The organism is Klebsiella electrica (assembly GCF_006711645.1).
In the GTDB taxonomy this organism is placed as follows: Bacteria; Pseudomonadota; Gammaproteobacteria; order Enterobacterales; family Enterobacteriaceae; genus Klebsiella; species Klebsiella electrica.
In genome coordinates, this window is record NZ_CP041247.1 from 2,917,585 (window position 1) to 2,943,181 (window position 25,597).

Annotated in this window: 25 protein-coding genes, 1 pseudogene and 1 riboswitch; of the genes and pseudogenes, 9 read left to right on the forward strand and 17 right to left on the reverse strand. The window is 49.6% G+C overall.

Annotated features, from left to right (window positions below; all coding sequences use genetic code 11):
• Positions 1–9: 9 nt before the first annotated feature.
• Positions 10–92, forward strand: a riboswitch (ZMP/ZTP riboswitch).
• Positions 93–108: 16 nt separating this feature from the next.
• Entirely contained in the window at positions 109–741 is a 633-nt protein-coding gene (locus Electrica_RS13900; protein ID WP_033783585.1) for a LysE family translocator, read from the forward strand.
• Positions 742–938: 197 nt separating this feature from the next.
• Here Electrica_RS13900 and Electrica_RS13905 read toward each other — a convergent pair whose 3' ends face one another.
• The 4 genes from Electrica_RS13905 to crrC form a co-directional block, all read right to left on the reverse strand.
• A complete protein-coding gene (locus Electrica_RS13905) occupies positions 939–1,364 on the reverse strand; it encodes a cell envelope integrity TolA C-terminal domain-containing protein (protein WP_141964754.1) in 426 nt (141 codons plus the stop codon).
• Positions 1,365–1,492: 128 nt separating this feature from the next.
• A complete protein-coding gene (locus Electrica_RS13910) occupies positions 1,493–2,029 on the reverse strand; it encodes a GNAT family N-acetyltransferase (RefSeq protein ID WP_141964755.1) in 537 nt (178 codons plus the stop codon).
• An 88-nt stretch (positions 2,030–2,117) separates the two neighbouring features.
• Positions 2,118–5,234, reverse strand: a complete 3,117-nt coding sequence (locus Electrica_RS13915; RefSeq protein ID WP_141964756.1) for a multidrug efflux RND transporter permease subunit — start codon at positions 5,232–5,234, stop codon at positions 2,118–2,120.
• Between the two features lie 252 nt (positions 5,235–5,486).
• Positions 5,487–5,909 carry a colistin resistant protein CrrC gene (gene crrC / locus Electrica_RS13920; protein WP_228267423.1) on the reverse strand — a complete coding sequence of 141 codons (423 nt, stop codon included), beginning with the start codon at positions 5,907–5,909 and terminating at the stop codon, positions 5,487–5,489.
• Between the two features lie 298 nt (positions 5,910–6,207).
• On the opposite strand from crrC, the gene Electrica_RS13925 reads away from it, so the two are divergent.
• Both Electrica_RS13925 and Electrica_RS13930 read left to right on the forward strand, forming a co-directional pair.
• Positions 6,208–6,912, forward strand: a complete 705-nt coding sequence (locus Electrica_RS13925) for a response regulator (protein ID WP_100686053.1) — start codon at positions 6,208–6,210, stop codon at positions 6,910–6,912.
• Positions 6,909–7,970, forward strand: a complete 1,062-nt coding sequence (locus tag Electrica_RS13930) for an ATP-binding protein (RefSeq protein ID WP_131050110.1) — start codon at positions 6,909–6,911, stop codon at positions 7,968–7,970. The genes Electrica_RS13925 and Electrica_RS13930 overlap by 4 nt, the downstream gene beginning before the upstream one ends.
• Before the next feature lie 19 nt (positions 7,971–7,989).
• On the opposite strand, the gene Electrica_RS13935 is transcribed toward Electrica_RS13930, so the two are convergent.
• Positions 7,990–8,904, reverse strand: a complete 915-nt coding sequence (locus Electrica_RS13935; RefSeq protein WP_141964757.1) for an ATP-grasp fold amidoligase family protein — start codon at positions 8,902–8,904, stop codon at positions 7,990–7,992.
• A gap of 69 nt (positions 8,905–8,973) precedes the next feature.
• Between Electrica_RS13935 and Electrica_RS29145 the strand changes: the two genes are divergently transcribed.
• Entirely contained in the window at positions 8,974–9,105 is a 132-nt protein-coding gene (locus Electrica_RS29145) for a hypothetical protein (protein ID WP_266095165.1), read from the forward strand.
• An 84-nt stretch (positions 9,106–9,189) separates the two neighbouring features.
• On the opposite strand, the gene Electrica_RS13940 is transcribed toward Electrica_RS29145, so the two are convergent.
• Genes Electrica_RS13940 through Electrica_RS13970 form a run of 7 tightly spaced genes read right to left on the reverse strand, consistent with a single transcriptional unit; the run spans position 9,190 to position 14,754 of the window.
• The gene (locus Electrica_RS13940; RefSeq protein WP_131050108.1) at positions 9,190–9,777 is read right to left on the reverse strand and encodes a cupin domain-containing protein; all 588 of its coding nucleotides are present in this window, start codon (positions 9,775–9,777) and stop codon (positions 9,190–9,192) included.
• Between the two features lie 58 nt (positions 9,778–9,835).
• Positions 9,836–10,537 (reverse strand): DUF1989 domain-containing protein, encoded by a 702-nt coding sequence (locus tag Electrica_RS13945; protein WP_131050107.1) that lies wholly within the window; start codon positions 10,535–10,537, stop codon positions 9,836–9,838.
• Complete coding sequence (locus Electrica_RS13950) at positions 10,534–11,787, reverse strand: M20 family metallo-hydrolase (RefSeq protein ID WP_141964758.1); 1,254 nt, start codon at positions 11,785–11,787, stop codon at positions 10,534–10,536. Before Electrica_RS13950 ends, Electrica_RS13945 begins: the two co-directional genes overlap by 4 nt.
• On the reverse strand, positions 11,784–12,569 hold the full coding sequence (locus tag Electrica_RS13955) for an amino acid ABC transporter ATP-binding protein (RefSeq protein ID WP_032432532.1): 786 nt from the start codon (positions 12,567–12,569) through the stop codon (positions 11,784–11,786). Before Electrica_RS13955 ends, Electrica_RS13950 begins: the two co-directional genes overlap by 4 nt.
• Before the next feature lie 31 nt (positions 12,570–12,600).
• Positions 12,601–13,242 (reverse strand): amino acid ABC transporter permease, encoded by a 642-nt coding sequence (locus Electrica_RS13960; protein WP_141964759.1) that lies wholly within the window; start codon positions 13,240–13,242, stop codon positions 12,601–12,603.
• Entirely contained in the window at positions 13,239–13,886 is a 648-nt protein-coding gene (locus Electrica_RS13965) for an amino acid ABC transporter permease (protein ID WP_227699351.1), read from the reverse strand. Before Electrica_RS13965 ends, Electrica_RS13960 begins: the two co-directional genes overlap by 4 nt.
• Before the next feature lie 22 nt (positions 13,887–13,908).
• Positions 13,909–14,754 carry a transporter substrate-binding domain-containing protein gene (locus Electrica_RS13970; RefSeq protein ID WP_032432500.1) on the reverse strand — a complete coding sequence of 282 codons (846 nt, stop codon included), beginning with the start codon at positions 14,752–14,754 and terminating at the stop codon, positions 13,909–13,911.
• 430 nt (positions 14,755–15,184) lie between these two features.
• On the opposite strand from Electrica_RS13970, the gene Electrica_RS13975 reads away from it, so the two are divergent.
• On the forward strand, positions 15,185–15,634 hold the full coding sequence (locus Electrica_RS13975; protein ID WP_100686044.1) for an NUDIX hydrolase: 450 nt from the start codon (positions 15,185–15,187) through the stop codon (positions 15,632–15,634).
• A gap of 105 nt (positions 15,635–15,739) precedes the next feature.
• On the opposite strand, the gene Electrica_RS13980 is transcribed toward Electrica_RS13975, so the two are convergent.
• The 4 genes and pseudogenes from Electrica_RS13980 to Electrica_RS13995 all read right to left on the reverse strand — a co-directional run bounded on the left by Electrica_RS13980 (position 15,740) and on the right by Electrica_RS13995 (position 19,393).
• Positions 15,740–15,964 carry a hypothetical protein gene (locus tag Electrica_RS13980; protein WP_100686067.1) on the reverse strand — a complete coding sequence of 75 codons (225 nt, stop codon included), beginning with the start codon at positions 15,962–15,964 and terminating at the stop codon, positions 15,740–15,742.
• A 288-nt stretch (positions 15,965–16,252) separates the two neighbouring features.
• Positions 16,253–16,981, reverse strand: coding sequence for a hypothetical protein (locus tag Electrica_RS13985; protein ID WP_141964761.1), 729 nt, complete (start codon positions 16,979–16,981; stop codon positions 16,253–16,255).
• 284 nt (positions 16,982–17,265) lie between these two features.
• Positions 17,266–17,997 carry a phospholipase D-like domain-containing protein gene (locus tag Electrica_RS13990; RefSeq protein WP_141964762.1) on the reverse strand — a complete coding sequence of 244 codons (732 nt, stop codon included), beginning with the start codon at positions 17,995–17,997 and terminating at the stop codon, positions 17,266–17,268.
• Positions 17,998–18,154: 157 nt separating this feature from the next.
• A pseudogene (locus tag Electrica_RS13995) lies at positions 18,155–19,393 on the reverse strand (IS110 family RNA-guided transposase).
• A gap of 480 nt (positions 19,394–19,873) precedes the next feature.
• Between Electrica_RS13995 and Electrica_RS14000 the strand changes: the two are divergent.
• The 3 genes from Electrica_RS14000 (at position 19,874) to Electrica_RS14010 (ending at position 23,137) form a co-directional block, all read left to right on the forward strand.
• Positions 19,874–21,226: a YncE family protein gene (locus tag Electrica_RS14000; RefSeq protein ID WP_228267371.1), complete on the forward strand. Its 1,353-nt coding sequence runs from the start codon at positions 19,874–19,876 to the stop codon at positions 21,224–21,226.
• A gap of 328 nt (positions 21,227–21,554) precedes the next feature.
• A complete protein-coding gene (locus tag Electrica_RS14005; protein WP_141964764.1) occupies positions 21,555–22,538 on the forward strand; it encodes an alpha/beta hydrolase in 984 nt (327 codons plus the stop codon).
• Between the two features lie 125 nt (positions 22,539–22,663).
• Complete coding sequence (locus Electrica_RS14010) at positions 22,664–23,137, forward strand: NUDIX hydrolase (protein ID WP_100686040.1); 474 nt, start codon at positions 22,664–22,666, stop codon at positions 23,135–23,137.
• A gap of 134 nt (positions 23,138–23,271) precedes the next feature.
• On the opposite strand, the gene Electrica_RS14015 is transcribed toward Electrica_RS14010, so the two are convergent.
• Positions 23,272–24,465, reverse strand: coding sequence for an MFS transporter (locus Electrica_RS14015; protein ID WP_141964765.1), 1,194 nt, complete (start codon positions 24,463–24,465; stop codon positions 23,272–23,274).
• 175 nt (positions 24,466–24,640) lie between these two features.
• Here Electrica_RS14015 and Electrica_RS14020 point away from each other — a divergent pair, with 175 nt between their 5' ends.
• On the forward strand, positions 24,641–25,522 hold the full coding sequence (locus Electrica_RS14020) for a LysR family transcriptional regulator (RefSeq protein WP_141964766.1): 882 nt from the start codon (positions 24,641–24,643) through the stop codon (positions 25,520–25,522).
• The last annotated feature ends 75 nt before the right edge of the window (positions 25,523–25,597 follow it).

Consider the following 25,597-nt stretch of genomic DNA (forward strand, 5'->3'; position numbering starts at 1 on the left):
TAATAATAAATGCGCTCATGTTACTGACGCTTAAAGATAGATCACTATCGGGGAGCATGGGTCATTGCTAGCCGCGCGTCTGGGCATAACCTTCCTTGGAGATAAGTTATGCCTGATTACGTACATATTCTTACTTTTGGTCTGGTTGCGTTAGGAATGGTATTAACTCCCGGCCCAAACATGATCTATTTAATTTCTCGCTCCATTTGCCAGGGAAAACGCGCTGGGCTTATTTCCCTGGGCGGCATTGCGCTTGGCTTTGTCTTCTACATGCTTTGTGCCGCATTCGGCATAACAGCATTTGTGTTTGCCATTCCTTATGCCTATGATTTACTTCGTTTTGGTGGAGCTGCTTACCTTCTCTATCTCGCCTGGCAAGCTGTAAAACCCGGTGGAAATGCCCCTTTTTCCGTTAAAGAGATGTCGGTTGATGGCCCTAATAAACTATTTATGATGGGCTTCATTACTAATCTCGCTAACCCTAAAATTGCCATCATGTATTTATCTTTGCTTCCACAATTTATTCAACCAGACCATGGCAGCGTTCTAAGTCAGTCACTGGCCCTTGGATGTGTCCAAATCTTTATAAGCCTGATGGTAAATTCCATGATTGTCCTTGTTGCAGGTTCAATAGCAGGGTTTCTTTCAAGTCGTCCTTCATGGATAAAAGCGCAACGTTGGTTTATGGGTACTGTACTGGCAGGGTTAGCCCTGAAGATTGCTTGCGAGGCAAAGCGATAGTGATTGTTTCCCACTAATGAGCACATCACGACATCAGCAATGTCCTCATATCACCCATGAGGACATCCTGATTTGATCCTCATAAGCTAACATAGATCAATGGTATCAATGTCCGCTCCTGGCACGAAGCGGACCGCCTAAAGCGTCAAGAGGTCCACTCTGAGCGAAGAGCCGACCTGGAATGGATTATTATCGGGCTAACCGCGCATATCGAAGCCGGATTTTTGAAAATCTCGATAGACTTCCGCATTGTTGAAGGCTGGAAATTTGGCTTTTTGGGCTGCCGATTTTATCGCTTCGCAATAGGTTTTATTACCGTTGCTGGTTGATATGTTGAAAGCCGTGCCGTCCTGAGCAAATTCAATATGCAGCCTGCATTTTTTCCCTTGCCAGCGTTGCGGCTCATCAAGTTTGGCATTGATCGCCGCCCTGATTGCCCGCGCTTGCGCCCCCCATGCATCCTGATCCTCCCAGCGCCCTGAACTGCAATTCCCCAATGCCGTGGTTTTATGGCAGTCGGAAGGATGTAACGGCGCGCAGCCCGCGGCCAGGCTGACCACAATGGTCAGCATCACGATTTTCATTACGGTTTCAGACGATCCCACTTCTTGCCCCCACTCCATTTATACCTTAGCAATATTGGCATATATTCCCGTCATCCCTGACCGCCTTTCAACCACTATTATTAGCGGCTTTGACGGCCGCTATGAACTTACAACCAGGGCGGACATGACACGCTTAGACGGATTCTCTATTTAAGCCATTCTTTACGCAGCAGCGCATAAATGTAGGTATCATCATATCGCTTGTGACCATTCTCACTGACGAAGGAGACAAACTCTTTAAAGCAGCCTTCGCGTCGCATATGCAAGCGTTCGCATAGTTTTTGCGAAGCCTGATTATAATCCTCGACCCAGGCATACAAACGCCTTGCCCCTTTCTCATTAAATAAATAATCGAAAAGAGCAGTAACCGATTCTGTCGCATAACCCTGCTTTTCATAACGCTGATTAAAATGCCAGCCCACCGACCAGGTGTTGCGGTCCGGCTCGCCGCTATTTTCCGCAAACAGGTGCCCGATTAACGTATCAGTCTCTTTTATACAAATGGCAAACAGCCCTGGATCATTGGCCCGTCTGGCCACTTCAACCTGCGCCTCTGCGATTGAATGCAATTTTTCATCCTGAAAACAAGGGGCACGTGGTGAAGCAAGGTAATCGAAAAGCGCGGCTGCATCTTTTGCCTTGAAAGGGCGAATAATCAACCTTGGGGTGGTCATTATGCTCATGAGGACCTCAAATAGTTTTCCAGTTGATAAAATACCAGCCAGTCGCGCGCTACGCAGGATGTTTACTGGCTGGAAAATATGACTGCGATTAGTCGTTCCGCTTTTTCTTGTGGCGACGTTTTCGCATGCCAGTAAAGCGGGTAATCACCACGAAAAATACCGGCACAAAGAAAACGGCAAGCAGCGTTGCGCTAATCATGCCGCCGAAAACGCCGGTACCGATAGCATGCTGAGTGCTGTCACTTGCCCCGCTGGCAAGCATCAGTGGAACAACACCTAATGTAAACGCCAGCGATGTCATCAGTATTGGGCGTAAACGCTGCTTCGACGCGGTTAACGTTGCCTCAAGCAGAGTTTTGCCTTCAGCGATTAATTGCCTTGCAAATTCAATAATCAGAATCGCATTCTTGGCGGAAAGCCCAATCAGGGTTATCAGGCCCACTTTGAAAAATACGTCGTTAGTCATATTTGCCACGGTTACGGCCAGCACTGCGCCAAGCAGTCCCAGGGGGACAACAAACATTACCGCAAAGGGTACGGACCAGCTTTCATACAGCGCGGCAAGCACCATAAAGACCACTAACATTGACAGCACAATCAACCCCGGAAGCTGCGACGCAGAGGCCTTTTCTTGTAACGAACTCCCCGCCCACTCTCCTGCAAACCCCGACGGTAAGTCGCGCGCCAGTTTTTCCATTGCCGCCATTGCGGTGCCGGTAGATTCCCCCTGGGCGGCGCTTCCGGTTATGCGAATGGCAGGATATCCCTGATAGCGATTCAACTGCTGCGGAGCGACATTCCACGAAAGCGTCGCAAAAGTGGATAACGGAAGCATCTGCCCCAGGCGATTTCTGACTGACAAGGTCAGCAATTGTTCCGGCTGCATCCGGTGTGGCGCATCGGCCTGGACAATCACCTGCTGAACCCGACCATTATTCGTATAGTCATTGACATAATTGGAACCCGTGGCGACGGAAAGGGTTTGATTAATCTCATCAAACGACACGCCCATCGCTTCCGCTTTTTCCCTGTCGACATTGAGAGTCAGACGCGCCCCCTCACCTAATCCATCAATATAGACATCGGCCAATTGATGATTCTGATTGGCATGCGCAACCAGATCATCCGCCGCTTTTTTTAGCGCCTGATAACCTTTACTGCCTCTGTCCTGCAAATAATAGGTGAAGCCAGATGAGGTTCCCATATCAGAAATCGCGGGCGGCAACAGGCTCATCGTGACGGCATCCGGCACACCCGTCATTGTGGACTGAATATGGTCAGCTTCGTCTTGCGCAGTCGTCCCGCCGCGTTGTTTCCAGTCCTTCAGCGTGGTGAAAGCCATTGCTGAGTTCTGACCAGAGCCAGAAAAACCAAATCCCAGAATCATAATATTACTTTCCACCGCCTGCCGAAGGGCGATTTCGTCTTCAAACTTTTCGACAACCTTAAGCGTTCGCTGCATGGTGGCGTCTGAAGGGAGCTGGATTGACGACATAAAATAGCCCTGATCCTCATCAGGCAAAAATGACGAAGGTAAGGAAGACAGACCAGCATACAGCGCGAGGCATAAAGCGGCGTAGATCATCATCATACGGCCGGCATGCTTAATAACAAATCCCAGGCCGGAGGCGTAAAACGACGTCAGAGAATGAAAATGGGTATTAAACCATACGGAAAAGGTTCTGCCTTTACTCTGATGTTGGCTATGGGGCTTGAGCAGGGTTGCACAAAGCGCCGGGGTTAACGTCAGCGCCAGGAATGCTGAGAGTAAAATAGATACCGCCATCGAAATACAGAACTGCCGGTAAATAATACCGACGGACCCGCTAGCAAAAGCCATTGGAATAAATACCGCGGTAAGCACCAGCGTAATACCGATAATTGCTGGCGTAATTTCACGCATCGCTTCTCGCGTTGCATCGCGCGGGGTTAAGTTTTTTTCTTCGATCAAGCGCTCGACATTCTCGACAACAACGATGGCGTCATCGACGATAATCCCGATAGCCAGCACCATGCCAAACATGGTCAGAATATTAATCGAAAAACCGCTTAATAACATAATCGTAAAGGTGCCTAACAGCGCTACTGGCGCCACTACCGCAGGAATCAGCGTACAGCGAATCTTGTGCAGAAAAAGCAGCATAACGAGAAAAACCAGAACCATGGCTTCAACAAACGTCTCAACCACTTTCAGGATAGAAAGTTTAACAAATGGAGCCGTATCGAAAGGAACGGTAAAGGTCATTCCTTCGGGAAGAACGCCTGATAGTTCTGTTAATCGTGAGCGGATACCCGATGCCGTGTTGATAGCATTGGCGCCAGGAGAAAGCTGAATAGCTGCGGCCGTTGCGGGTACGCCATTTTCACGAATTCCAAATGCATAGCTTTGTAACCCGGATTCAACGCGAGCGACATCGGCTAATGTCAGACGAGCCCCCGAGGTCTCTGATTTAATCGTGATATTGCGAAAGGCCTCAACCGAAGAGAGTTGCCCTGTGACGGTTATCGGATAGGTCACCCTTTGTCCGTTAATCGCAGGTTCATCCCCCGTTCTACCGGGAGAAACAATCACGTTTTGCTGACTGACCGCGGTTAATACATCCGTGACAGACAATCCATAGCCGTGTAACTTCATTGGATCCAGCCATATACGGAGTGCCTTTTCTCCGCCAAAAAGCTGGACCTTCCCTACACCGGGGACGCGTCGAAGTTCATCCGTCACATTTCGGGCAAAATAATCGCTTAAATCGGCCTCCTGATATTCTCCACTTTGGGATTTTAATCCCACCATCATCAAGAAACCGGAGTTGGCCGCCTCAACGTTTATACCATTTTGCCGTACAGCCTGTGGCAGACGAGGCTCCACAATCTTAATTTGGTTTTGCAGATCCATCTGAGCGAGTTTGATATCGGTTCCGGGTTTGAAGGTTACCGTAATTGATGCCATACCGGTGGTGTCACTGGAGGACTCAAAATACAGTAAATTGTCCACGCCAGATATCTCACGTTCAATCAGGGAAATGACCGACGAGTTCATAACATCCAGACTGGCGCCAGGATAGCTGACTGAAATAATAATCCCCGGCGGGGCCACAGCAGGATATTGAGCTACCGGTAAACGGGGAATGGACAAGATTCCGGCTAAGACAATAAACAGCGCAATCACCCATGCAAAAATGGGACGGTCAATGAAAAAGTGCGGCATCAGATATACTTCCAGTCAACATACAGAGGATCATAAAACTCAAGATGGCTCATTCGATACACGGTTCTCATCGTCTGTTGTGACCCGCTTACCGATACCCTTGAGCTAAGCGATTTTTTTAAGGAGCAGCAGAGCATCGTCCAGGCCCGCCGCAAATATAGTCTGGCGTAAAATCGCCAGCGCCAGGGGATACGTTAAGTATAAAGTAATGATGTGAGCCCCTGATGGATCGTTTATGGAGGATATGTGTACTCAAATCATCCTGATAAATGAATACACCGGCATCCCACAAAAAAAGATCAATAAAAAACATTCATAATAAAAAATAAAATCATTGATATCTGGCGTGATGTTAAAAATCAGGTTAAATATAACAATGCTATTTATAAAGATAAAAATAAACCCAGCGGTGATGGCGACTAACCCGGTTAACACTCCCGATCTTTTTTGAAAAATAAAAGAGCATGCGGCGGTGATTATCAAAACATGGATCAATGATGATGAGAGTACAGTAGAAGCTACCGTTTCATCAATTGAGTGCATCAGATAAAGCCAGGAATATAACAGCTCCCATGAAATCAAAGAAAATAAAAATGCGGCCATGAAATTCTCACGACAAAAATTAACCACAAGCCCTGTCATCACCTTCCTGATTTGCAACCCCACATATTTCATCACTAGATTTCTCTTGGTATTATTCCTGATACCGGCAAGGTTATTTCTCGATTAGACATTATCACTGCAGTATGTTGATTTTTTATTCCGGGATTATGTAGCCAGTATGGAGAGATTAACCGGACGACGCCAGCACTTCATTTTACATCATGTGCATGAAACTTTTTTAAAATGAAGCTGTCAAATCTGGCTAAATTAAAAATAACCCTCGTCTGGTTGCGCCAATAATCTTTAAAAATTTCGACAAAAGATCATTCGAGGTACAATGCATTCTGTCATCGGTACTGTGGAAGAAAAAATGAACAAAAACAATCTGATTATCGTCGCCGAAGACGATGATGAAATAGCCGCCATACTGACAGGCTATTTGCATAAGGCAGGAATGCAAACCTTAAGAGCCGAGGATGGCGAGCAGGCGATCAATCTTACTCGTGTGCATAAACCTGATCTCATATTACTGGACATTCACCTGCCCGTGTACGATGGCTGGAACGTTCTGACCACGTTGAGAAAGGAGAGCAATGTACCCGTTATCATGGTGACCGCACTGGATCAGGACGTAGATAAACTGATGGGCCTGCGGCTCGGAGCCGACGATTATGTCATCAAACCCTTTAATCCATCAGAGGTTGTCGCCAGAGTCGAAGCGGTACTGCGTAGAACCAAATCCAGCGCAGAAGCGGCTCATTTACGGCCACTAAGAACATATTGCCTTACCATTTATCCCGATGAATTTTATGTTGAAATCACTGTCCGGGGTCAGGTTTCCACCCCGGTATTGACCACCACTGAATTTAAGCTTCTGACCTACCTGGCGCGAAATCCGCGAAAGGTGTGTTCGCGTGAAGAGTTACTCGATGCTTGTCTGCCCGAGGGGGATTCGCTGGATCGCACCGTAGACAGTCACATGAGTAAACTGCGGAAAAAGCTTGAACATGCCGGACTTAAAGGCGTTCCTGAAAGCATCCGAGGATTGGGTTACCGTTTGGGCGACAATAAATGAACAAAGAAACAATTCTCAGCCGGCAGATATTGACGCATATGCTGTCGTTAACATTTATTATTATTGTCATCGCTGTCCTTGGATCCTACTTATTCTATAGTTTCTTGATTGACTACCTGCCTGCAGGGATGAGCGCGGGAAATGAAGATGAGATGACCTTACTTGACTGGGTATGGATCCTGATAGCTTCGATAACCAGTCTTGTCGTTTCACTCTTTTTTACCGTTACACTGTCGGCAAGAATATTAAAACCATTAAATGCCGTAGCCTATAGCCTGAAACAAATTTCGCAGGGAAATCTTGATGCGAGAGCATCCGCAAACACTTCGCAATTGGGTGAGATGAATAACCTCGTCAATGATTTTAACGAAATGGCGGAAAAGCTACAGACGCTGGACGCCCAGCGGAATCTATGGAATGCGGCAATCGCTCACGAACTGCGCACTCCCGTGACTATTCTGCGGGGAAGGCTCCAGGGGTTAGTTGATGGCGTATTCAAGCCAGAACCCGCGCTCTTCCGTAATCTACTTAAACAAACCGAAGGGCTGACCAACTTAATTGAGGATCTGCGTGTTGTGAGTTCCTCTGGAGGCGCAGGATATACCCTGATGCTCAGTGAAGTCGATCTCGGGACAACCATTAGCAATACGCTGGATACATTTTCTCCGGACTTTGAAGCGAAACCATTCAAAATAGTCACTGAACTTAAGCATCAGCCTTGTATCTGCGACGCGTTTCGTATTATTCAGTGCCTGACGGTTATCTTTGACAATGCATTAAAGTATTCGACGCCAGGAACGATCCTGGTGAAGAATGGTATTGAGGATGGTGAAAATTTCATTATCGTTGAAGATAGTGGCCCCGGAATATCTGACGAGTTGCAGAAAACCTTATTTCAGCCCTTTCATCGTGGCGAATATGCCAAACACATTCATCCTGAGGGGTGCGGCTTAGGCTTATCGGTTGTGAAAGCTATCATGCTCGCCCACGGGGGAAACGTAAGTCATAGCTTAACAAAAGAAAACCACTCAGTTTTTAAGCTATCATGGCCCGATTGACGGTCCTGATAAAACAGGCTCAATTGAGCCTGCTTTTAGCCAGATGCAAATCCCACATTGCCCCTAGTTTAGCGTTCCATGATGCCGGGGTGATTTTAAGCTTACCTCTTTCGGGACTTAATGTTATTTCACTAAAATAGATGTCCTTTCCTTTTAGCATGAGATCGACACGACAATAGTCAATGTCTTTTGCCAAATCCTGAGCGGCAATTAATGCGTTATGGAATGACTCGGGTTCCTGAATTGTAACTGGCGTATTTGGATACTCCATCTGGAATGGCTGCAGATTCCAGGACCTGTCATAGACATTAATAAACTCACTGCCATCGTCACTGGTAAAATCCGCCTCAATAAAACAGGCCACGCCATGAAAACAGTGGATCCTTAACATTTCCGGCGTGTAATCTTTATCTTTCCCGGAAAATAAATCTACATACATTTCGCAGAGAATTACGGGAGGGATATTTTTATACTGCCACTCTCTGGTCGTGTAATACATGTTCTTTTTAAGCGCGAACTTTAGTTTATTTAACGCCCTGGCAGCATTAAAGTTATTTTTGTCTTTGCAGATAATAGTACTACCACTATCATGATTACATTTTAAAACAAATTCTTTTGGTAGTCTGGTGATATCGATATCTTCCACCCGATGATAAACACCAATTAAAGGCGTAAGTTTAACTAAGGTAGTCCGTGTCGTGACATATTCCCGGACAGCAAGCTTATCTGCAAGCATGGTATGAAATAAGTCACGTTCATAGACGAGTCGGTGACAGATTTTCTCATTCAGAGTTAATGGCTCACGTATATTTGCATAAGTCCCTGATATTTTCTTCAGTCTGGCGGTATGAAAGGAAAGGTCGGTGATGAAAAACACTCTACACTTTCTGAAAAAATATTCGATAGACTTAATATGATAATTTATTTTGTTCATTCTTCCTCCTTATAATAAGTATTCTGACAGAGGATTGTTGATTTCTATTGCGCAGATGATGGAGAGTCTATGGATTGCTATCGCGGTATTTATGTCGCTGGGGTGAATGGCGGGCGCAATAAAACGGGATTGTTCTTCGGCACGATAGCGACGGCGTTGTTGCTCGTCCGCGATCGCTTCTTTGCACGGGACGTGCCTTAAACACCGGTCCAGGCCGATGCCTTCATGACGGAGTTTCCGGCTTAAACAGGGGCGATTAGCCGATAAACGACCGATGATGGCTAATCAGAAGGTAACTGGAGTATTCACCCACAAAACTTTGGCGACAACGGGGCCGATATTGCGGTAACCATGCGGGATCTGGCTGGGAAAATAGAACGAATCCCCCTGCTCAAGGATCCAGATATTGTCTCCCAGACGCAATTCCAGCGCGCCTTCCAGCACATAGCCCATCTCTTCGCCGTGGTGCTCAATCAGGCCATCGCTGGCGACGCCCGGTTCGATAATATGAATATTACCCTGCAGCAACCCGCCTTTGTGGTGCCAGGTCAGGTTCTCCAGTTCGATCCCCCCCTTTTTACTGCGCTGCAGGAACCGCTTACGGTTTCGCTGTTCAGGCTTCAGTACAGGCCGATCGGCCGTCCAGTCATCGGCCATCAGGTCGGCGATACTGGTCTCCAGCGCTTTTGCCAGGCGGTGCAACATCGCCAGCGACGGCGAGGCAGCGTCATTTTCCAGTTTGGATAACAGACTTTCCGAGCATTCCACCTTTTGCGCGAGCTGCTTGAGGGTCAGCTCCTGCACCAGACGTGCGTGGCGCAACCTCATTCCCAGCGGGGTTCCGGTAGATTTGATGTCAGCGTTTTTTTTCATCTGTCTGCTTCATTAAAGTCTGCCAACGGCCTGCATCATGCAGGCCTGGTAAGAGAAATCATGCCATCACGGCGAACTGAATTTCTTTCGGTGAGCAGCCGTTAATCGGCACAATGTCCTGCGGGCAAGCGGACATCACCACCACGCAATCCAGCTCGGCACGAATCTCTACATAATCACCTGCTTTGCTGACAGTTGGCAACCAGGAAATTGAATAATCAGGATTTACTGGCGTGTTCATCCACAAATTAAGCGGCTGCGGCACTTCACGCGCGCGCAGGCCAATCGCCTTCAGCGCCATGCGCATATTGTCAGCGCAGCTGTCGTGATACTCCGTAATCCCCATGTTGGTATAGCGGTAAAGATCGCAGGCGGCGATCAACGTGTCATGCACACCAGGTGAGGTATCGGTGAGCAGAGTGGCGATGGCACGGCGCTGGTTGGTCACCAGCACATCACCTGGCTGCGGAATAATTTTGTCGATAAAGGCACGGGTATGTTCCATGGACGCAAACTCGCTGAGATCGCCGGTATTGAAAAACCACGTGTCGCAGACCTGGCTGCCTGGGGTATTGATGATCTTAATCACCTGCCCTTTTTTCAGCAAAACGGCGCGTCCGCAGCGCGGCGGGATGGTATACAGTTCGTTTAACGTCGGTGCACCATCGGCTGAAATCGGTGAGGTTGCCGTTGGGTTGAGGCCCAGGGCATCGCCATTGTCTTTATCGCAGCAGGTTGGGTAGTGTGCAGTTGCGGTCATGATTTAACTCCTTCAAGTGATTGGGATAGCTCAGTCAGTGCACAGGCCAGCGTACGGGCACCTGCCGCCAGTGAACGAGGATCGGTATATTCAGCCGGATTGTGGCTAATGCCTTGATGGCTGGGGACAAAAAGCATGCTGGTCGGACAGTGTTCGGCCAGATACATGGCGTCGTGAAACGCGCCAGATAACAGCTCCATATGGGCGATATCCAGCGCATTTCCGGCCGCTTTCAAGACATGATTGATGCGCGGGTCAAAGGTGACCGGCGCTTTATTCAGTAGCAGCTCGATGGTGACTTGTTCGCTTGCCAGAGAGGCAATCACCGCGTCGAACCGGGCCAGCGTTTCGGCCGATGGGTGGCGGAAATCAAGGGTAAAATGCACGCTCGACGGGATGGTGTTGATGGCATTTGGCATGACCTGCCAACGGCCAAACGTCAACCGCAACTCTTCATCTGCCGTGTCACCCATCGCCTGCTCAATGATCGCAAGCTGTTCGCGCGCCAGGGTCATCGCATCCTGGCGCAGCGCCATCGGCGTGGTCCCCGCATGTGCCGATATCCCATGGCAGGTGATCTGGTACCAGCGCACGCCCTGGATACCTCTGACGATGGCCAGCGGCACGCGGCGACTTTCCAGTACCGGACCTTGCTCGATGTGCAATTCCACGAAGCAGGCTATCTCGCGATCCGGGCGTAACGGGATGGCTGCAAAGCGGGCCTGGTGGTCTGCCAGCGCATCGCGAAACGAGACGCCATCTACGCCCATCGCGCCAAGATGGTCAGACAATCTCGCAGGGTCGACGAAGGTGCTGGAGCCCATCGCCCCCGGCGCAAAGCGGCTGCCCTCTTCATTGGTCCAGATAACCACTTCGACCGGGCGTTCGGTGACAACCCGTGCCTCATTGAGCGCTTTCAGGCACGCAAGTCCGGCCATCACGCCGTAACAGCCATCGTAGTTGCCACCGGACGGTTGCGTATCGATGTGGCTACCGGTGGTCACGGGCGATGCAGCAACGCGTCCTGGACGACGGAAGAATAAATTCGCCGCCGCATCGCGGTAGACTTCACACCCGAGCTCTCGGGCGACATCAATAAGCCAGGACCGGGCATCGAGTTCCGCCGCGCTCAAAGCCTGGCGATCGACGCCGCCATTCGCTAACTTTCCATATTCTGCAAGCTGCGCCAACAGTTGGTTCAGCCAATCCTCATCCAGCTGTCGGGCAACCCGTAAGCCTGTTTCCATCATGGTAGTTTCTCCAGTTCTTCGGGTTGCAGAGGCCGACGAAACAGCGGCGCGAGAAAGCTCCGCAGGCGCTCGCTTTTCGGCTGTGTAAAAATCTGTCGCGGCGTGCCGCTTTCAATAATGTTGCCGTCGGCCATAAACACCAGCCGTGACGAGATATGGGCCGCAAACGCCATCTCATGGGTGACCATCACCATGGTCATCCCCTGCCCGGCCAGATCCCGGATAACGTCCAGCACCTCTTCAACACGTTCGGGATCGAGCGCCGAGGTGGGTTCGTCGAGCAGCAATAACTCCGGATTCAGCGCCAGTGCGCGGGCAATACCCACTCGTTGTTGCTGGCCGCCGGAGAGTCGCACCGGCCAGTCATTCGCTTTTTGCGCCATCCCGACACGGCTGAGGGCAGCCATCGCGGCCGTTTTTGCCGCCTGGCGGGACATTTTTTTCCCCAGTACCAGCGGCGCGGCGACATTTTCCTGCACCGTCATGTGCGGCCAGAGATTGAACTGCTGGAACACCATCGAGAGCGGTTTGCGCACATCGGCTATGAGGCTGGCGCTGTCGGCATGCGCGAGGCCACGCTGCGTGCCGGAATAGCCGAGCAGTTGTCCTTTAATCAGCACGTCCCCTTTGTCGTAGGCTTCCAGAAAATTCATGCAGCGTAGCGCGGTGGTTTTCCCGGAGCCCGACGGGCCAATCAGCGTGACTATCTCACCGTGATCGACGCGTAAATTGATGTCATTCAGTACCACATGGTTTGCGAATGACTTGCCTACATGGCGCATTTCGAGCACCGGCACAGATGTATTGCCCACGTTATTCTCCGGTCCGTAGTAGGTGGCTCAATGTTTTTATGCTCATACTCACCCCCTGCGCCAGCAGCCAGTAGCTGACGATCAGCAAGGTATAAGGCAAGATATAGCTGTAGGTGTTAGCAACGATCTGACTCGTCGTCATGGTCAGTTCCGGTACGGTAATGATCGATGCGACAGCGCTCTCTTTAATCGTCAGAATGAACTGATTGCCCAACAGCGGTAGCGCAAAACGAACGGCCTGCGGCGTCTGGATATGCCAGAAACAGTGGACCGTAGAGATGTTGTTTGCCAGCGCCGCCTCTCGCTGTCCCGGCGGAATGGTGTTCCACGCGGCGCGAAAAATTTCGCCGAAATAAGCCGCGCTATACAGCGTCAACGACAGCAGCGTGGCGTCAACGGCGCTCAGCATGATGCCGATGGACGGCAGGCCAAAGTAGATAACGGCCAGCTGCGCCAGAAATGGCGTGCCGCGGATCACCCACACGTAGGCGCGCCACAGACGAAACGCCAGACCATGTCTGCCGCAGAGTCCGTTTAAGGCAAACCCCAACAGCATGCCGCCGCATGCGGCGCAGAGGCTTATCCACAGGGTCACGCCCAGGGCCTGAATGTAGGCTGGCAGGTATTGCGCGAGTTCCGTCATCGTTGTTCCCTCTGCCAGTGGCGTTCTGCCTGACGGCCCAACAGCGCCAGCAGGCTGGTCAGCAGTAGATAGACCAGAGCCACGGCCAGATAGACCTGCAGCGGCTGGTACGTAGATGACGCCAGTTGCTGGCCCACGCGCATCAGATCCGTCAGCGCGATGACCGACACCACCGCAGAGGCTTTGATCACATCAATCAGCTCGGAAATCAGTGACGGCAGCGTAGTACGGACAACCTGCGGTACCTGGATGCGCCATAAAGTCTGCCGTGGGCTCAGCCCGCAAATCGCGGCGGCTTCCAGTTGACCTGGGGTGATGCTGGCGAAACCACTTTTCAGAATTTGCGATTGATAGGCCGCCGTGTTCAGCGTTAATGCCAGCGTGGCGGCGGCAAAGCCGGGAATGTCGATCCCCAATTGTGACGGTAAATAAAAGCAGAGCAGCAGTTGAGCCAGAACCGGGGTCCCGCGAAACAGACTGACCCATCCATGGGCCGTCATGCGGTAAATCGGTAACGGACTGGTCGACATCCGCCATACGCCAATACCCACCAGAAAGCCGGCGACCATCGCTGTCAGGCAGAGCGCTGCGGTGGTGAGTGCTCCCTGCATCAGCATCGGAAGCCAGTGGATAAAGCTCGTCATGAAATCCGTCATCGTTTTCCACTCACAGCGCCGGTGCGGGCATTTCTGTTGCCGGAACGCTCATCGTGAAGCCGAACCATTTCTGCTGCAGTGCCTTCATGGTGCCGTCGCGATTGGCTTCAATGATCCCGTCAGCGATCAGTTTTACCAGAGCGGCGCTGTCGGCATCTTTACGCCCGACCCAGCCAAAGAAGGTCTGTGGCCCTATCATTTCCGGCAGTGTGGCAAAAACGCCCGGGCGGGTTTTAATCAGCGGACCCAGGTTAGAGAGCGACTGGGCGACGCCATCAAGACGGCGGGATGCCAGATCGGCATAGGCTTCATCAAACGCGACATACTGTTTGATCTCTTTGATGCCCGGTTTGCCGCTGGCGCGTAGCGCCTGATCGAAGGATTGCAGTACCTGCAACTGACCGGAACCGGCCTGCGAGCCCACCACTTTGCCGCTCAGGTCATCCGGAGTTTTAATCGCGCTGTCCTCTGCTCTTTTGAGCAGTGCGACGGTAGATTCCGCCACCGGAGCGGTAAAACTGAAGCGTTCAATACGCTGTTTATTGACGGTGACGGCGGTCACCACGAAGTCAAATTTTTTCGCATCAAGCCCTGGCAGGATGCCCTGGAAAGGCAGATCCAGCTGTTTCACTTTCACGCCTGGTAATGATTTGGCAAAGATGTGGTTCATCAGGTCAACGTCGTAACCGACAATTTTGCCGTTATCAACGTACTCAAAGGGAGCGTATCGCGCTTCAGTGGCAACGGTGATCTCTTTTGCTTCTTTAATTCGTTCAAGCAGATCGGCGCTGAAAGCCGTAGAGCAAAAAAGGCAGGTGGAAATAAGCACGGGTAAAGAAAAACGATTTAGCTTCATGGCATGCTCCAATAAAGATATATGAACTACATGAAAGTTACTTGAATTTAATGAAAGCATGAAGCATGCCAATGACGTTGAAATCAGCCGTTAAATTTTTATCACTATGAAAAATAATATTTATTTTATGATGCAGCACCGGATGTACTCTGTGCTGGTTTTTTGGTGATGGGGGATATGCATGGTTATCATGCACACAAATGGTGCTTTTTTGATTAAAAAGAGTGCAATCGCGACAGACGCGCTGCTTCCTGAATTCAACTCCGCGCCTGGCGCCAATCTGCCTCTGAACAGACCGTGAGGGGCGATTTATACCCCTGCCCCGGCGGCCGCCTTTCAGCCTCCCGCCAGATCCTGAAATTTGGCGATTCACTTAAACGCCGATTTACTGTATATAAATACAGTTACATTAATTAACAGGAACCAACTCATGAGCAGGGAAAGATATAACCTTTCTATCGCAGTTTTCGTTTTAGTTCTCAGGGGAAATGAAATCTGCATGCTGCGACGAGCTAATACCGGTTGGATGGACGGGTGCTATAGCTTGCCTGCCGGTGGGCTTGAATATGGTGAAACACTTTCCTGTGCTGCTGCAAGAGAGTTGGCAGAAGAAACAGGTATGCAGGCATCCCCCTTTGAAATGACCCTTGCCCACACAATGCATGTCTGGACCGAAAACCGTTCATGGGTAGGGCATTATTTTATTTGTCGAAATTGGGATGGTATCGCATTTCTCGCCGAGCCAGAAAAACACGCGCAACTTAGCTGGGAAGATATCGCATTATTGCCAGAGGATACCATCCCTTATGTCCGACAGGCGATAAAGGCTATCAGCAAGGGCCAAACATATTCAGAGTATGGCTGGGAAAAAACGAGTTAAGCAACCCAGGACACAGGGGACATTCACAACAGCTATCACCGAGGCTCAACGGCTATCAGCCTGGACAGTCAGGTGCTTCTGTCCGGTCATGCCTGCCTGTGGCATCTATCTCAGTAATAACTGAATCAGCTGAACAAAAATATACACCGTTGCTGCCACTTGCAATGCCCGGAACCCCCATCTGAGGTAGCGCCATTCATGGCGTTCTCTGGCATCAGCCTCTTCAATGGCGGGGGCAGAACGTTGTCTTTTCTTTGTCCTGAATTCATCGATTACCCACAGGACGAGAATAAGGATAATGATGATTTTCTGAAGTATGGGATTATCCACCAACAGTGACTCCGGCCTGCTCGCTGATGAAGGCAGAATAGATGAACCGCCCTCACATAACCACCGCTAAATGTAGGGATAAGATTAATTTTCGTCCTGGCAGGGCTTTTAGGTGATGCTGTCCATAGCAGGTTGCTCCGCTGCTGAGCAGTCAGTTGAGCGAAACATCCGGCCAGCAGCTATGAGCGAGGAGCGGACTATGGTAATTGTTATCACCAACCAGGGTTGTTACTAGCATTGCGGAGTGTTAATTAACGGGAAGCAGATCGACCCAGTTAGGCTTATAAGTCACCTTCTAGATTTCTTCTTTCTTTTCTTAGGGATGGTATATCCGTAGCTCTTCCCATAAGCATTGAAAGGTTGAGGGTACTTCCTGAGAATCCTATCAATGATTCGTCGTGTTATTTCATGGCTTAACCATTTGAAAGTAATAACTTTATTTTTTCTGATATCGTAATCCAAGTAACTTAATGACATCTTTTGGATGACTGGAGAGTGAGAAACACAGAAAGCGCTTGAACGACCACCCAGCATGTATATGTCATTGTGTGTAACAAAATCCTTTTTTAAGACCACTTCAAATTGCTTATTACCATATTTATCAATACCTAGATGAATATTATCAATATCCTTTCTATGTAGGCTAAGAGCAGTTTGAAAATCAGAAGAATTGTAGACTGCTATAAGATTAAGAATGATTTCATTTGGAGTTGGAATAGTTTGATAGATAAAAGACTGTTCGACGATATTTAACGATACACCGTGTTTAAAATTTTTGACGACGTCGACTGAAGAAGACCATGAGGAAATTCTTTCCGGGAGACGATAGTGGGCGAACATGCTAAATACACCATCCTTCTGCAAATTTATTTTCCTGTAGCATGCAAAATCAACAGTTTTGTATTGAGCCGGAAGATTTACACATAGAGTCTCTAAGTTTTTACCACGATTTTTAGTCGTACTGCGCTGCCAATCGTTGATAGCCTGAAGTATTTCAAGGGTGAATGGGTTACTCATACAGCATCCATATGTCTTCAGAAGTGGATAGGAATTAAATTCTACATTTTTGACTTGTTAACACACTAGCTATTAAACAGTCTATCATATCAGCTGGCTTGTACTCTTATAAGTAACAAAGACTTATCCAATGTCTGCTTTTGGCACGAAACGAACCTACCCACTGGTCCTCAGGTCCGCTATGAGCGAGGAGCAGACATGTGTTTTGCAAAATGTTAACTGATGAGAGTCGATCGAGCAGATTTTTTCATAGAGTTACCTACAATCAGTTTAATTGTCATGAACTAAGTGCCTATACGCCATTGCGGCTCTACCCAATCCTTAAACCAATTGAGTGATTCTGACAATGCTGTTATTTGAGCAAACTCCTGATAATAAGCATTAACTATGGTCATATCAGTTATGTAAAGTGCATTTTCGAACGACATTCCGGCATTTTTAGTTATGTTGAATGATCCAGTCCAAACAGCATAAGGACTAATTTTTATCCTTGAACCACTTTCAGGATCTTCAGGAACATCATAATCAATATCCTTTTTGGCAAAAATAATAAATTTATTATGCATTCGTGGGAATGCCGCAGCCTTAGCATTATTCATGTTTCCGACACATGTCACAGGGTCAATTGAAGGATCACCAGCATAAGACATATTTGGAAGAATCGTCCCTTCAAAATCATAGCGCGTCAGAGAATTTTTGAGCTTGCTATATTTTTTTCTTAAAGTTTCTTTAAAATCATTTTTTGCACCAATATCAGGCCTTAAGAAGTCCTCTTTTTGAATCACAAAAACCACTTCTTTATCGTCCTGAGCTAAGGCATCAAGTACTGAGTAACTTGTTAACCATGCAACAGCACCAAGCACAATATCTGCTGACTTGATATGGTTAACTAAATGCTTCTCCAAATCGCGAAAATAAACACTTGTTGTATCAGATTGAGTATTAAAATTATCTAAAGGTTGACTCTTTCTATCAGCGTCAGGTATCAATAATTCATTAAGGTTATTTATGATCATTTAAAGTTTCCGTTTTGGTGAACTATAGAATTACACAACTGCAAATAGCAATCATTATAAGTAATGATGACTGTTTTAACATTCTTATCTGTTCCAAATTGCCAAACGCATCACAATGCAATGCCCGCTTCACGCCCTGAGACATTCGACAAGCTTTTTATGGCTTCAGTAAGGGCGACTTTCGCGCTTCCAGTGCCAGCAAGTATTTCGCTTCGTCGTACCGGGTTTTGGTCTTCCAACAACGGTAAATGATCCTTATCCATTTAAACGCCAGAGCCCGGATCGCTGACTGATGAGATTTCCCTTTTTCTCGCTGGCCCTGGTAATAAAGTCTGGCCCAGTACGATGAGTTAACCGTCTTCGCAGTCCATTCCACGAATGTCTGCCGGACGAACTTCGCGCACTGCCAACGCCAGTGTACCCAGGATTTTTGACCACTTCGCTCGGTTACTGGTGCGATGCCAGCGTAGTTTTGAATTTCTTCGGCGCTGTTGAAGCGGTCGCGGTTATCACCCAGTGCGGCAAGCATCCGTGGGCCCATACACGGTCCCATTCCAGGGAGTGATTTGAACAGTTCTGCATCCGGAAGCGTATCGAATAAGGATTCAATACGTTCGTCGTAGATTCTGATTAGGTCGCTTGTGAGTTTGATTTGGGATGCAAGTGCTGTTGCCATCAATGCATTTGCCTCGATGACAGTTTTATCTGTGGTCAGGGGAATAGCGCTGGCAATACTTGCAACCCGCTGTTCGGTATATGCAACAGCAGGACCACCTTTAGCATTCATAAAATGACGGACAGTATCGCTGCGAGCCCGTTTGAGTTGTTGCAGACTCGGCTAGCGAATGATTAGCTCGCAGAACAGTGAGCTGTCCCGATGGGAGAACCATTCCAGGAGCTGGGGGTAATACTGCTTAAGCGTATTGATGAGCCGATTAACAAAGCGACGCTTGTCTTCGACCAGCAGTCGGCGCTGCTCAACTAATTGCTGGAGTAATTGGATATCCGGATTGTCGGCTTCAATGGCTTTTATCTTGTGGGGATAACGTAGCATCAGGTCTAATGCCAGCTCAGCATCCTGCGGATCATCCTTCGCACCGCTGGGCCAGAAAGCCTGTCGGTAGCGGGCCAGTGACAACGCGTGTACTGGAAAAACAGTGACAAATGGGTACTTCTGGAGTGCATACACCACCGGGCCTTTCTTCAGCTCAACGGCAATAGCAATCCTGCCTTTCGCCCTCTGGTGTAACTCATTGAGCCAGATATCAAGTGCCTCAGGCGTATGTTCAATCACATGAAATATGCGATCACCGTTTTTAAACTGAACGCAGACATCGTGTTTTTTATCCGCCCAGTCCAGACCAACATGGGCAGCAAACTGATCTTTCGCAGTCATCACCAACTCCTTTTTATCGGGGATTGGTATGCATTCCACGCTCTTCGAAAGAAATATAGTCAGCAGTTTTTCTGCATGCCCTGAGTATTCGTTAGCGAACGTGGAGCACTTACTGGCTCAAAAGCAAAGCGGCAATCATCAAATCACATGATTCTGGCACAATATTCGTAACCAATAAGCGCATACCCTGAATCACTTAAAAGTGTAACTCTCAGGGTGTGAATGACTATATCTGGCACAATGCCGCCCCCTTCCCGGAAAATCTCCAGTACGTTCACCCGCTATACATCAAACTCCCCCCGCCTCTGCAATACCATCCAAAATAGTAATGATAATTATTTGCATTGATGTGATACATTCAATGCGCGCATGCCACGTGATATTTCTCATGGCGGAAGGTAAGACGCTGCGCGTGGGGAATCACCGGTGACTGCATTGAGATGCAGCATCAATACAACTTATGGAGATAAGATGAGAAGAATGTCAATCCGTTCAGTGCTGTTGGCCTCCACTCTTGCGATGTCAACCGCCACAACGGCATACGCCGATAGCCAATGGGCAGCCGCCACCACGACCTTTCCTGGCAGTATTCGTGCCGGATCACGGGACATTCCCGTTAAGCCCGGAGATAAAACGGTGATAACGATTAAGAGCCTGCCAGCGGGCGCGACCGTCACCATGCTGAATGGTGCTGAAGTTCTGACACCGAAACCACTGACCGCCGATGATAAGGGAAACCTCACGATTCCTCTGACCGTTCCGGCCGATGCCGCGACAGGCCTTCATCCACTCACGGCGATCACTCAAAATCCTGCGAGCGTTTCGCAAGTCATGTTGAAATTGTCCCAGATTGTTGCGCCGAAAAACATTGAGGCTTTCAGACTGCAAACAGTTCCCGTCGGTGAGCGGGCTTACCAGTCGGCAGTTTCGGCCAACGGGAAGCTGTTCGTGACCTCTGCACGCGGCCCGAAGGATGGTAGCCGCCTGATGAGACTGAACGCCGGAACGCTGGCTGTCGAAGCGGAGGCTACGCTGCCTAAAGACAAAAAGGGTGAGCAGATTGGCGTCTTCGGCATCGCTGTTGATAATGTCCATAATCATGTCTGGACGACGAACACGCTTGCCGAGACGGTGACCGTCTATGACGCAAAGACCCTTTCCGTCGTGAAAGTCTTCCCGGAGGGGTCAGTCGTACATCCACGCGATGTGATTATTGATGAAGCCCACAATCGGGCTTATGTCAGCGCAGCGCTAACCGGTTTTATCGAGGTATATGATACAAAAACGCTGGAGCATATCGGTCAGATAGAGTTTGTGACCAACCGCGGCCGCGACCCGTTTTACAGTACCGATCTTGCCCTCGACAGTGCCGGTCAGAAACTCTATGGCGTCAGCCGCGATACGCCCTGGGTGGGCTGGATTGATCTCAAAACGGGTAAGAGTACGACGGTGAAAATACCTCAGGCGCAAGGCGCAACCGACATCGCTCGCGATCTGAAGACCGGTCGTCTCTACGTCGTTTCCCAGGAGACGAACAATGTCGTGGTTCTTGATGCGGACGGCAAGGTTCTCGCCGATACTTACATTGGCGCCGGGGGCGTATCTGTCGTCTGGGATCCGGTGACGTCGCAGGTTTTCGCCGCCACGCGTGCAGGCGGAACCGTTGCTGTTCTGGACAAGGACGGTAAACTGGTTGCTAATATTCCGATGGATGATACGCCAAACCACCTGACCGTCGCCCCTGATGGCGCCGTTTATCTGGTGTCTATGTATGGAACGACCGGGGATAAAGCTCAAACAGGCTCAGTGACGAAAATCACCCCCACAAAATAACGGCCTACGTTATTCACGGCCAGACCGGCCTGACATGATTAACCCCCTGCCGCCTATGGCGCGGGGGGATATTCCCGGCATATCTGACCGATATTCGCATCCTCTGACTTGAGGCAGGCCGACGTCAATGGCTATCCATAAACACAACTTTTCAACAATAACTCCGCGTTGGAAAACTCAAACCAGGCGTTAATCTCGCTATCTGTTCCTGATTAGGCTTTATCGGGGGTGAACTTGACTACCATCACTGATGTGTTAATTAATAAAGAGCAGAACATATTTATCATATAAATTGTCATGTACGCTTAGTTCTACAGGAACATAATCGGTGAATATTACAGCCTGCATTGCTCTTTTGAGCGCATGTCCATTTGTAAGTCAGGCGTCGATGCCGCTGACCTTTTCCGAAATATTCCTGGATGCTCCTGGACCACAAGGCCCTTTGAAAGGCACGTTACTGACCCCAAATTCGAAACCAACCGCCGTTGCTCTTATCGTTCCTGGCTCCGGGCCGACCGATCGGGATGGAAACAATCCGCCTGGTGTCAATGCATCGCCTTACCGACTTCTTGCCGAAGGCCTGGCTTCGAAAGGCTTTGCCACGCTTCGTATCGATAAACGAGGAATGTTCGCTAGTGCATTGGCGGTAGATAATGCCAATGCGGTGACAATTGCTGACTATGTTGACGACGTTCGGGCCTGGATAAAAGTGCTGAGACGTGAGACGCAAACTCCCTGTATTTGGATAATGGGACACAGTGAAGGAGGTCTTGTCGCACTGGCCTCGGCTCAGGAAGAGGATGTGTGCGGAGTGGTTCTTATTGCAACGCCCGGGAGGCCGATGGGCGAGGTGTTGAAAGGACAATTAATGGCTAATCCGGCAAACGCACCTTTATTAAAGGAAGCTTTACCGATAATTGATGCTCTGGAGCATCGGCGGCGAGTCGATACAACGAATATACATCCAGCGCTGCAAAATCTCTTTAATCCTGCGATTCAGGGTTTTTTGATCGATGCTTTTTCATATAACCCGGACCAACTCATTGCGACCATTTCCAAACCCGTATTAGTTCTGCAAGGGCAACGCGATCTCCAGGTAGAAGAAATGGATGCAAGAAGGCTTAAAACAGCCAATCCTCGAGCCTCCCTGGTGATACTGCCCAATATGAACCATGTGATGAAAGAGGTCACTTCGGACGATCGCGAGGCCAATATCGCTTCCTACACCGACCCCACCCTTCCCTTAGCGCCAGGTTTAATCGAATCGATTGCGTATTTCCTCATCCACAGCACCCCTTGTTCCGAAAAATAACTGTTTGCCTGAGATAAGAAGGCCCGGATAAAATTCATTCTCGATATTTTAGGGATTCAGACAGAATAATGGCTACCTCAAAATATGAGAGGTAGCATTTATTATTTATTTCAGGAGGTTATATCGTGCGTACTCGGCCATCATCCCGTTTGATAGTGCTTTCGCCTGAAAACCGCGTGCTGCTCTTTAGCTTCAACCATAAAGATGACGCGTTGAGTGGAAAATCTTACTGGGCAACGCCCGGTGGAGGACTTGAACTCAATGAATCTTTTGAACAGGCAGCCTTACGTGAATTAAGAGAAGAAACGGGATTGACAAGAAGCACTGCGGGGCCGCAAGTCGCTTCCAGAAGCTTCACAATGATGCTGCCCTGCGGGGAAACGGTTCTCGCAGAAGAGCATTTTTTTATTATTCACACAGAAAAATCAGATATCGATTGTTCCGGATGGAGCAGCAACGAAAAAAAAGTTATCCATGCTCACCGCTGGTGGACATTAGAAGAACTCAGACATACAAATGAAACGATCTTTCCACTCGATTTGATTATTGACATACTTGCTGACCAGTTAATCGGTACCACGACAATATCCCCTCCCTGACTGTTACCTGCGCACGATGAGAAATCACCTCTTCTGCGCTCAGTGTCCGGGTGAATAAAGACATTAACACCGCCGGGATACACCGTTCTCACTGGCGCCTGATTAGGTCGCTAATCAGGCTTGACGCTGCAGAATTACGCCTGCCTTTCCGGGCTTTTCAGCATCCAAACCAGTACCATACCGCAGGCGATGACCGCCGCCGCCAGTATCACCATGGTCTGAAGACCGACCTTCGCCGACACCAGACCTCCGACAAGCGCCCCCGTACCGATCGCAGCATTGAAAATGGCAACGTAGACGGCTGATGCGGGCTGAGTGGCCTCTCCCGCGCTGCAAAGCAGCCAGGTTTGTAAGCCAACGAACACAATTGCCATACCTGCGCCCCATAGGGCGAGCAGCGTCCCGGTGAACCACATTGGACATGATGGCCAGCCCTTGATACCCAACATCCCTAGTGCGCCCGCACTGAGCAACAGCGATGTCATAATCAGTATCTTGATATATCGATCAATGAGTTTACCGGCAATGATATTTCCCAGCAGCCCGGAGAGACCTGAAATCAGTAGCAGAGCTGAGATAGCAGATGTAGGTATACCACGGGCCTGGGTTAGCAAGGGTTCAAGATAAGTGAAGGCGGCAAAGTGTGCTGAAATAATGCAGGCCGTTGCGCCAAAGAGTGAAAGGAGCAACGGATTTTTAAAGATCTCCCCGTAAACCCTCAGACTCAGCGGTTGCGGAGCCGCCAACGCGGGAAGCGTCCAGAATAACGCAACGGCGGTGACAAATGACAGCAAGGAGATCGCGGTGAACGCCTGTCGCCATCCGGCCAGGCCGGCAATAAAACTTGATAGCGGCACACCCAGTACGCTGGCCGCCGAGACACCGGCAAAGATGACTGACGTGGCTAATCCCAGCTTATCTACCGGCACAAGCTTTATCACCACGGTACCAATTAATGCCCAGAAAGCGCCGTGCGCAAGCGCCCCTGTCATTCGCGCCGTCATAAATTCCCGCATGGTGTGCGATTGTGTCGCCATCAGACAAGAGAGCGCCAGAATTAGCATCAACGCCACCAGCAGCGCCTTGCGGGAAAGCCGGACGGGGATTGCGCCGGCCAGCAAAGCCGCCAGCGCGGCAACCCATCCATATGCGGTGACGGCAAGACCCGCCCCCGCTTCAGTCTGATGTAAATCTTTCGCCAACGCGCTGAGCATGCCAACCGGCGAAAGTTCGCTGGTCACAATCGAAAATGCACTGATCCCCAGTGCGGTTACGGCGAGCCAGGCGCGCATGGGCGCCGTGTTTGCCTGTAAAACGGTGTCGTTCATTGGATGAATTTCCCAGGAATAATATGTGAAAGGGGGATGTTTACCAGATGCGAGCGGTTTTCCGCGTCGTTCCTCATTGCCTGTTTATCTCCTTATGTGGAGTGCAGTATCATCCCGAGATAAGTGATAAAACAGACCTGAAAACGGAGAGCCGTTTTCCATAATCGGAAAATAGATGAAAACAGATTTTAACTGGGACGATACGCGGGTTTTTCTGGCTGTCGCCCGAGCGGGCACCCTTAGCGGCGCTGCAAATGCCCTGGATATGGGCATCGCGACCCTCTCAAGAAGGCTGGACAGGCTTGAAAAGTCGCTGGCCGTCCCTCTGTTCAGCAGACACCAGAGCGGCTACCGACTCACGGATGATGGCGAGGCGCTTCTGGAACGTGCCGAGGCGCTTGAACATGCCGGACTCGCGTTCGGCGAGATGGCCAGGCTGCAAGGGAACGTTGCCGGGCTTACCCGACTGGCTACATCGGATAACCTGGCGGCGTATTTTATTCTTCCTTCACTCAACGCGTTGATGGAAAAATATCCCGACCTGCGGGTCGAGGTGATAAGCGGTGTGCAATCCGTCAATCTGCATCGGCGGGATGCTGATTTAGCAATACGGATGGTCAAACCAGACAGCGGAAACCTGACGCTAAAGCGTCTCGGTATCGTGGGATTTGGCTTATACGCCGCCGATGCCTGTTTAAATGGCGCCACTGGCGTAGCGTCAGGTCACGCTCAGTATGTGGGCTGGCCGGAATCGCATCAACACCTGCCCGCTGCGCGATGGGTCACGCAGACGCTTCGCGGCAGTCCATGCAGAGTGGAAGCGAACACGCTGGCAGCGCAGTTATCGGCAGTTTCAGCAGGCCTGGGGTTGGGGGTGCTGCCACACTTTATGGCGCGGAAAAACGGTCTGCATTGTGTGAATTCGGATCTCGGCGTCGATCAAACCTTATGGCTGGTGATGCATTCAGATTTAGCCAATTCGCGGCGCGTCAGAGTGGTCGCCGATCATTTAATTACCCTGTTCGATGGGATAAAAGATCAGCTAATGTTGCCATAACCGTTTAATTAATTGCTACTTACAACTTACACCATGGCCGGTGACTGAAAACGGTGTTCCCGGTCAGGCCAGGGT

Coding starts and splice junctions, on each gene's coding strand:
- Electrica_RS13900 (WP_033783585.1), top strand. CDS start 109: ATGCCTGATTACGTACATATTCTTACTTTTGGTCTGGTTGCGTTAGGA.
- Electrica_RS13905 (WP_141964754.1), bottom strand. CDS start 1,364: ATGGAGTGGGGGCAAGAAGTGGGATCGTCTGAAACCGTAATGAAAATC.
- Electrica_RS13910 (WP_141964755.1), bottom strand. CDS start 2,029: ATGAGCATAATGACCACCCCAAGGTTGATTATTCGCCCTTTCAAGGCA.
- Electrica_RS13915 (WP_141964756.1), bottom strand. CDS start 5,234: ATGCCGCACTTTTTCATTGACCGTCCCATTTTTGCATGGGTGATTGCG.
- crrC (WP_228267423.1), bottom strand. CDS start 5,909: ATGAAATATGTGGGGTTGCAAATCAGGAAGGTGATGACAGGGCTTGTG.
- Electrica_RS13925 (WP_100686053.1), top strand. CDS start 6,208: ATGAACAAAAACAATCTGATTATCGTCGCCGAAGACGATGATGAAATA.
- Electrica_RS13930 (WP_131050110.1), top strand. CDS start 6,909: ATGAACAAAGAAACAATTCTCAGCCGGCAGATATTGACGCATATGCTG.
- Electrica_RS13935 (WP_141964757.1), bottom strand. CDS start 8,904: ATGAACAAAATAAATTATCATATTAAGTCTATCGAATATTTTTTCAGA.
- Electrica_RS29145 (WP_266095165.1), top strand. CDS start 8,974: ATGGATTGCTATCGCGGTATTTATGTCGCTGGGGTGAATGGCGGGCGC.
- Electrica_RS13940 (WP_131050108.1), bottom strand. CDS start 9,777: ATGAAAAAAAACGCTGACATCAAATCTACCGGAACCCCGCTGGGAATG.
- Electrica_RS13945 (WP_131050107.1), bottom strand. CDS start 10,537: ATGACCGCAACTGCACACTACCCAACCTGCTGCGATAAAGACAATGGC.
- Electrica_RS13950 (WP_141964758.1), bottom strand. CDS start 11,787: ATGATGGAAACAGGCTTACGGGTTGCCCGACAGCTGGATGAGGATTGG.
- Electrica_RS13955 (WP_032432532.1), bottom strand. CDS start 12,569: ATGCGCCATGTAGGCAAGTCATTCGCAAACCATGTGGTACTGAATGAC.
- Electrica_RS13960 (WP_141964759.1), bottom strand. CDS start 13,242: ATGACGGAACTCGCGCAATACCTGCCAGCCTACATTCAGGCCCTGGGC.
- Electrica_RS13965 (WP_227699351.1), bottom strand. CDS start 13,886: ATGACGAGCTTTATCCACTGGCTTCCGATGCTGATGCAGGGAGCACTC.
- Electrica_RS13970 (WP_032432500.1), bottom strand. CDS start 14,754: ATGAAGCTAAATCGTTTTTCTTTACCCGTGCTTATTTCCACCTGCCTT.
- Electrica_RS13975 (WP_100686044.1), top strand. CDS start 15,185: ATGAGCAGGGAAAGATATAACCTTTCTATCGCAGTTTTCGTTTTAGTT.
- Electrica_RS13985 (WP_141964761.1), bottom strand. CDS start 16,981: ATGAGTAACCCATTCACCCTTGAAATACTTCAGGCTATCAACGATTGG.
- Electrica_RS13990 (WP_141964762.1), bottom strand. CDS start 17,997: ATGATCATAAATAACCTTAATGAATTATTGATACCTGACGCTGATAGA.
- Electrica_RS14000 (WP_228267371.1), top strand. CDS start 19,874: ATGTCAATCCGTTCAGTGCTGTTGGCCTCCACTCTTGCGATGTCAACC.
- Electrica_RS14015 (WP_141964765.1), bottom strand. CDS start 24,465: ATGAACGACACCGTTTTACAGGCAAACACGGCGCCCATGCGCGCCTGG.
- Electrica_RS14020 (WP_141964766.1), top strand. CDS start 24,641: ATGAAAACAGATTTTAACTGGGACGATACGCGGGTTTTTCTGGCTGTC.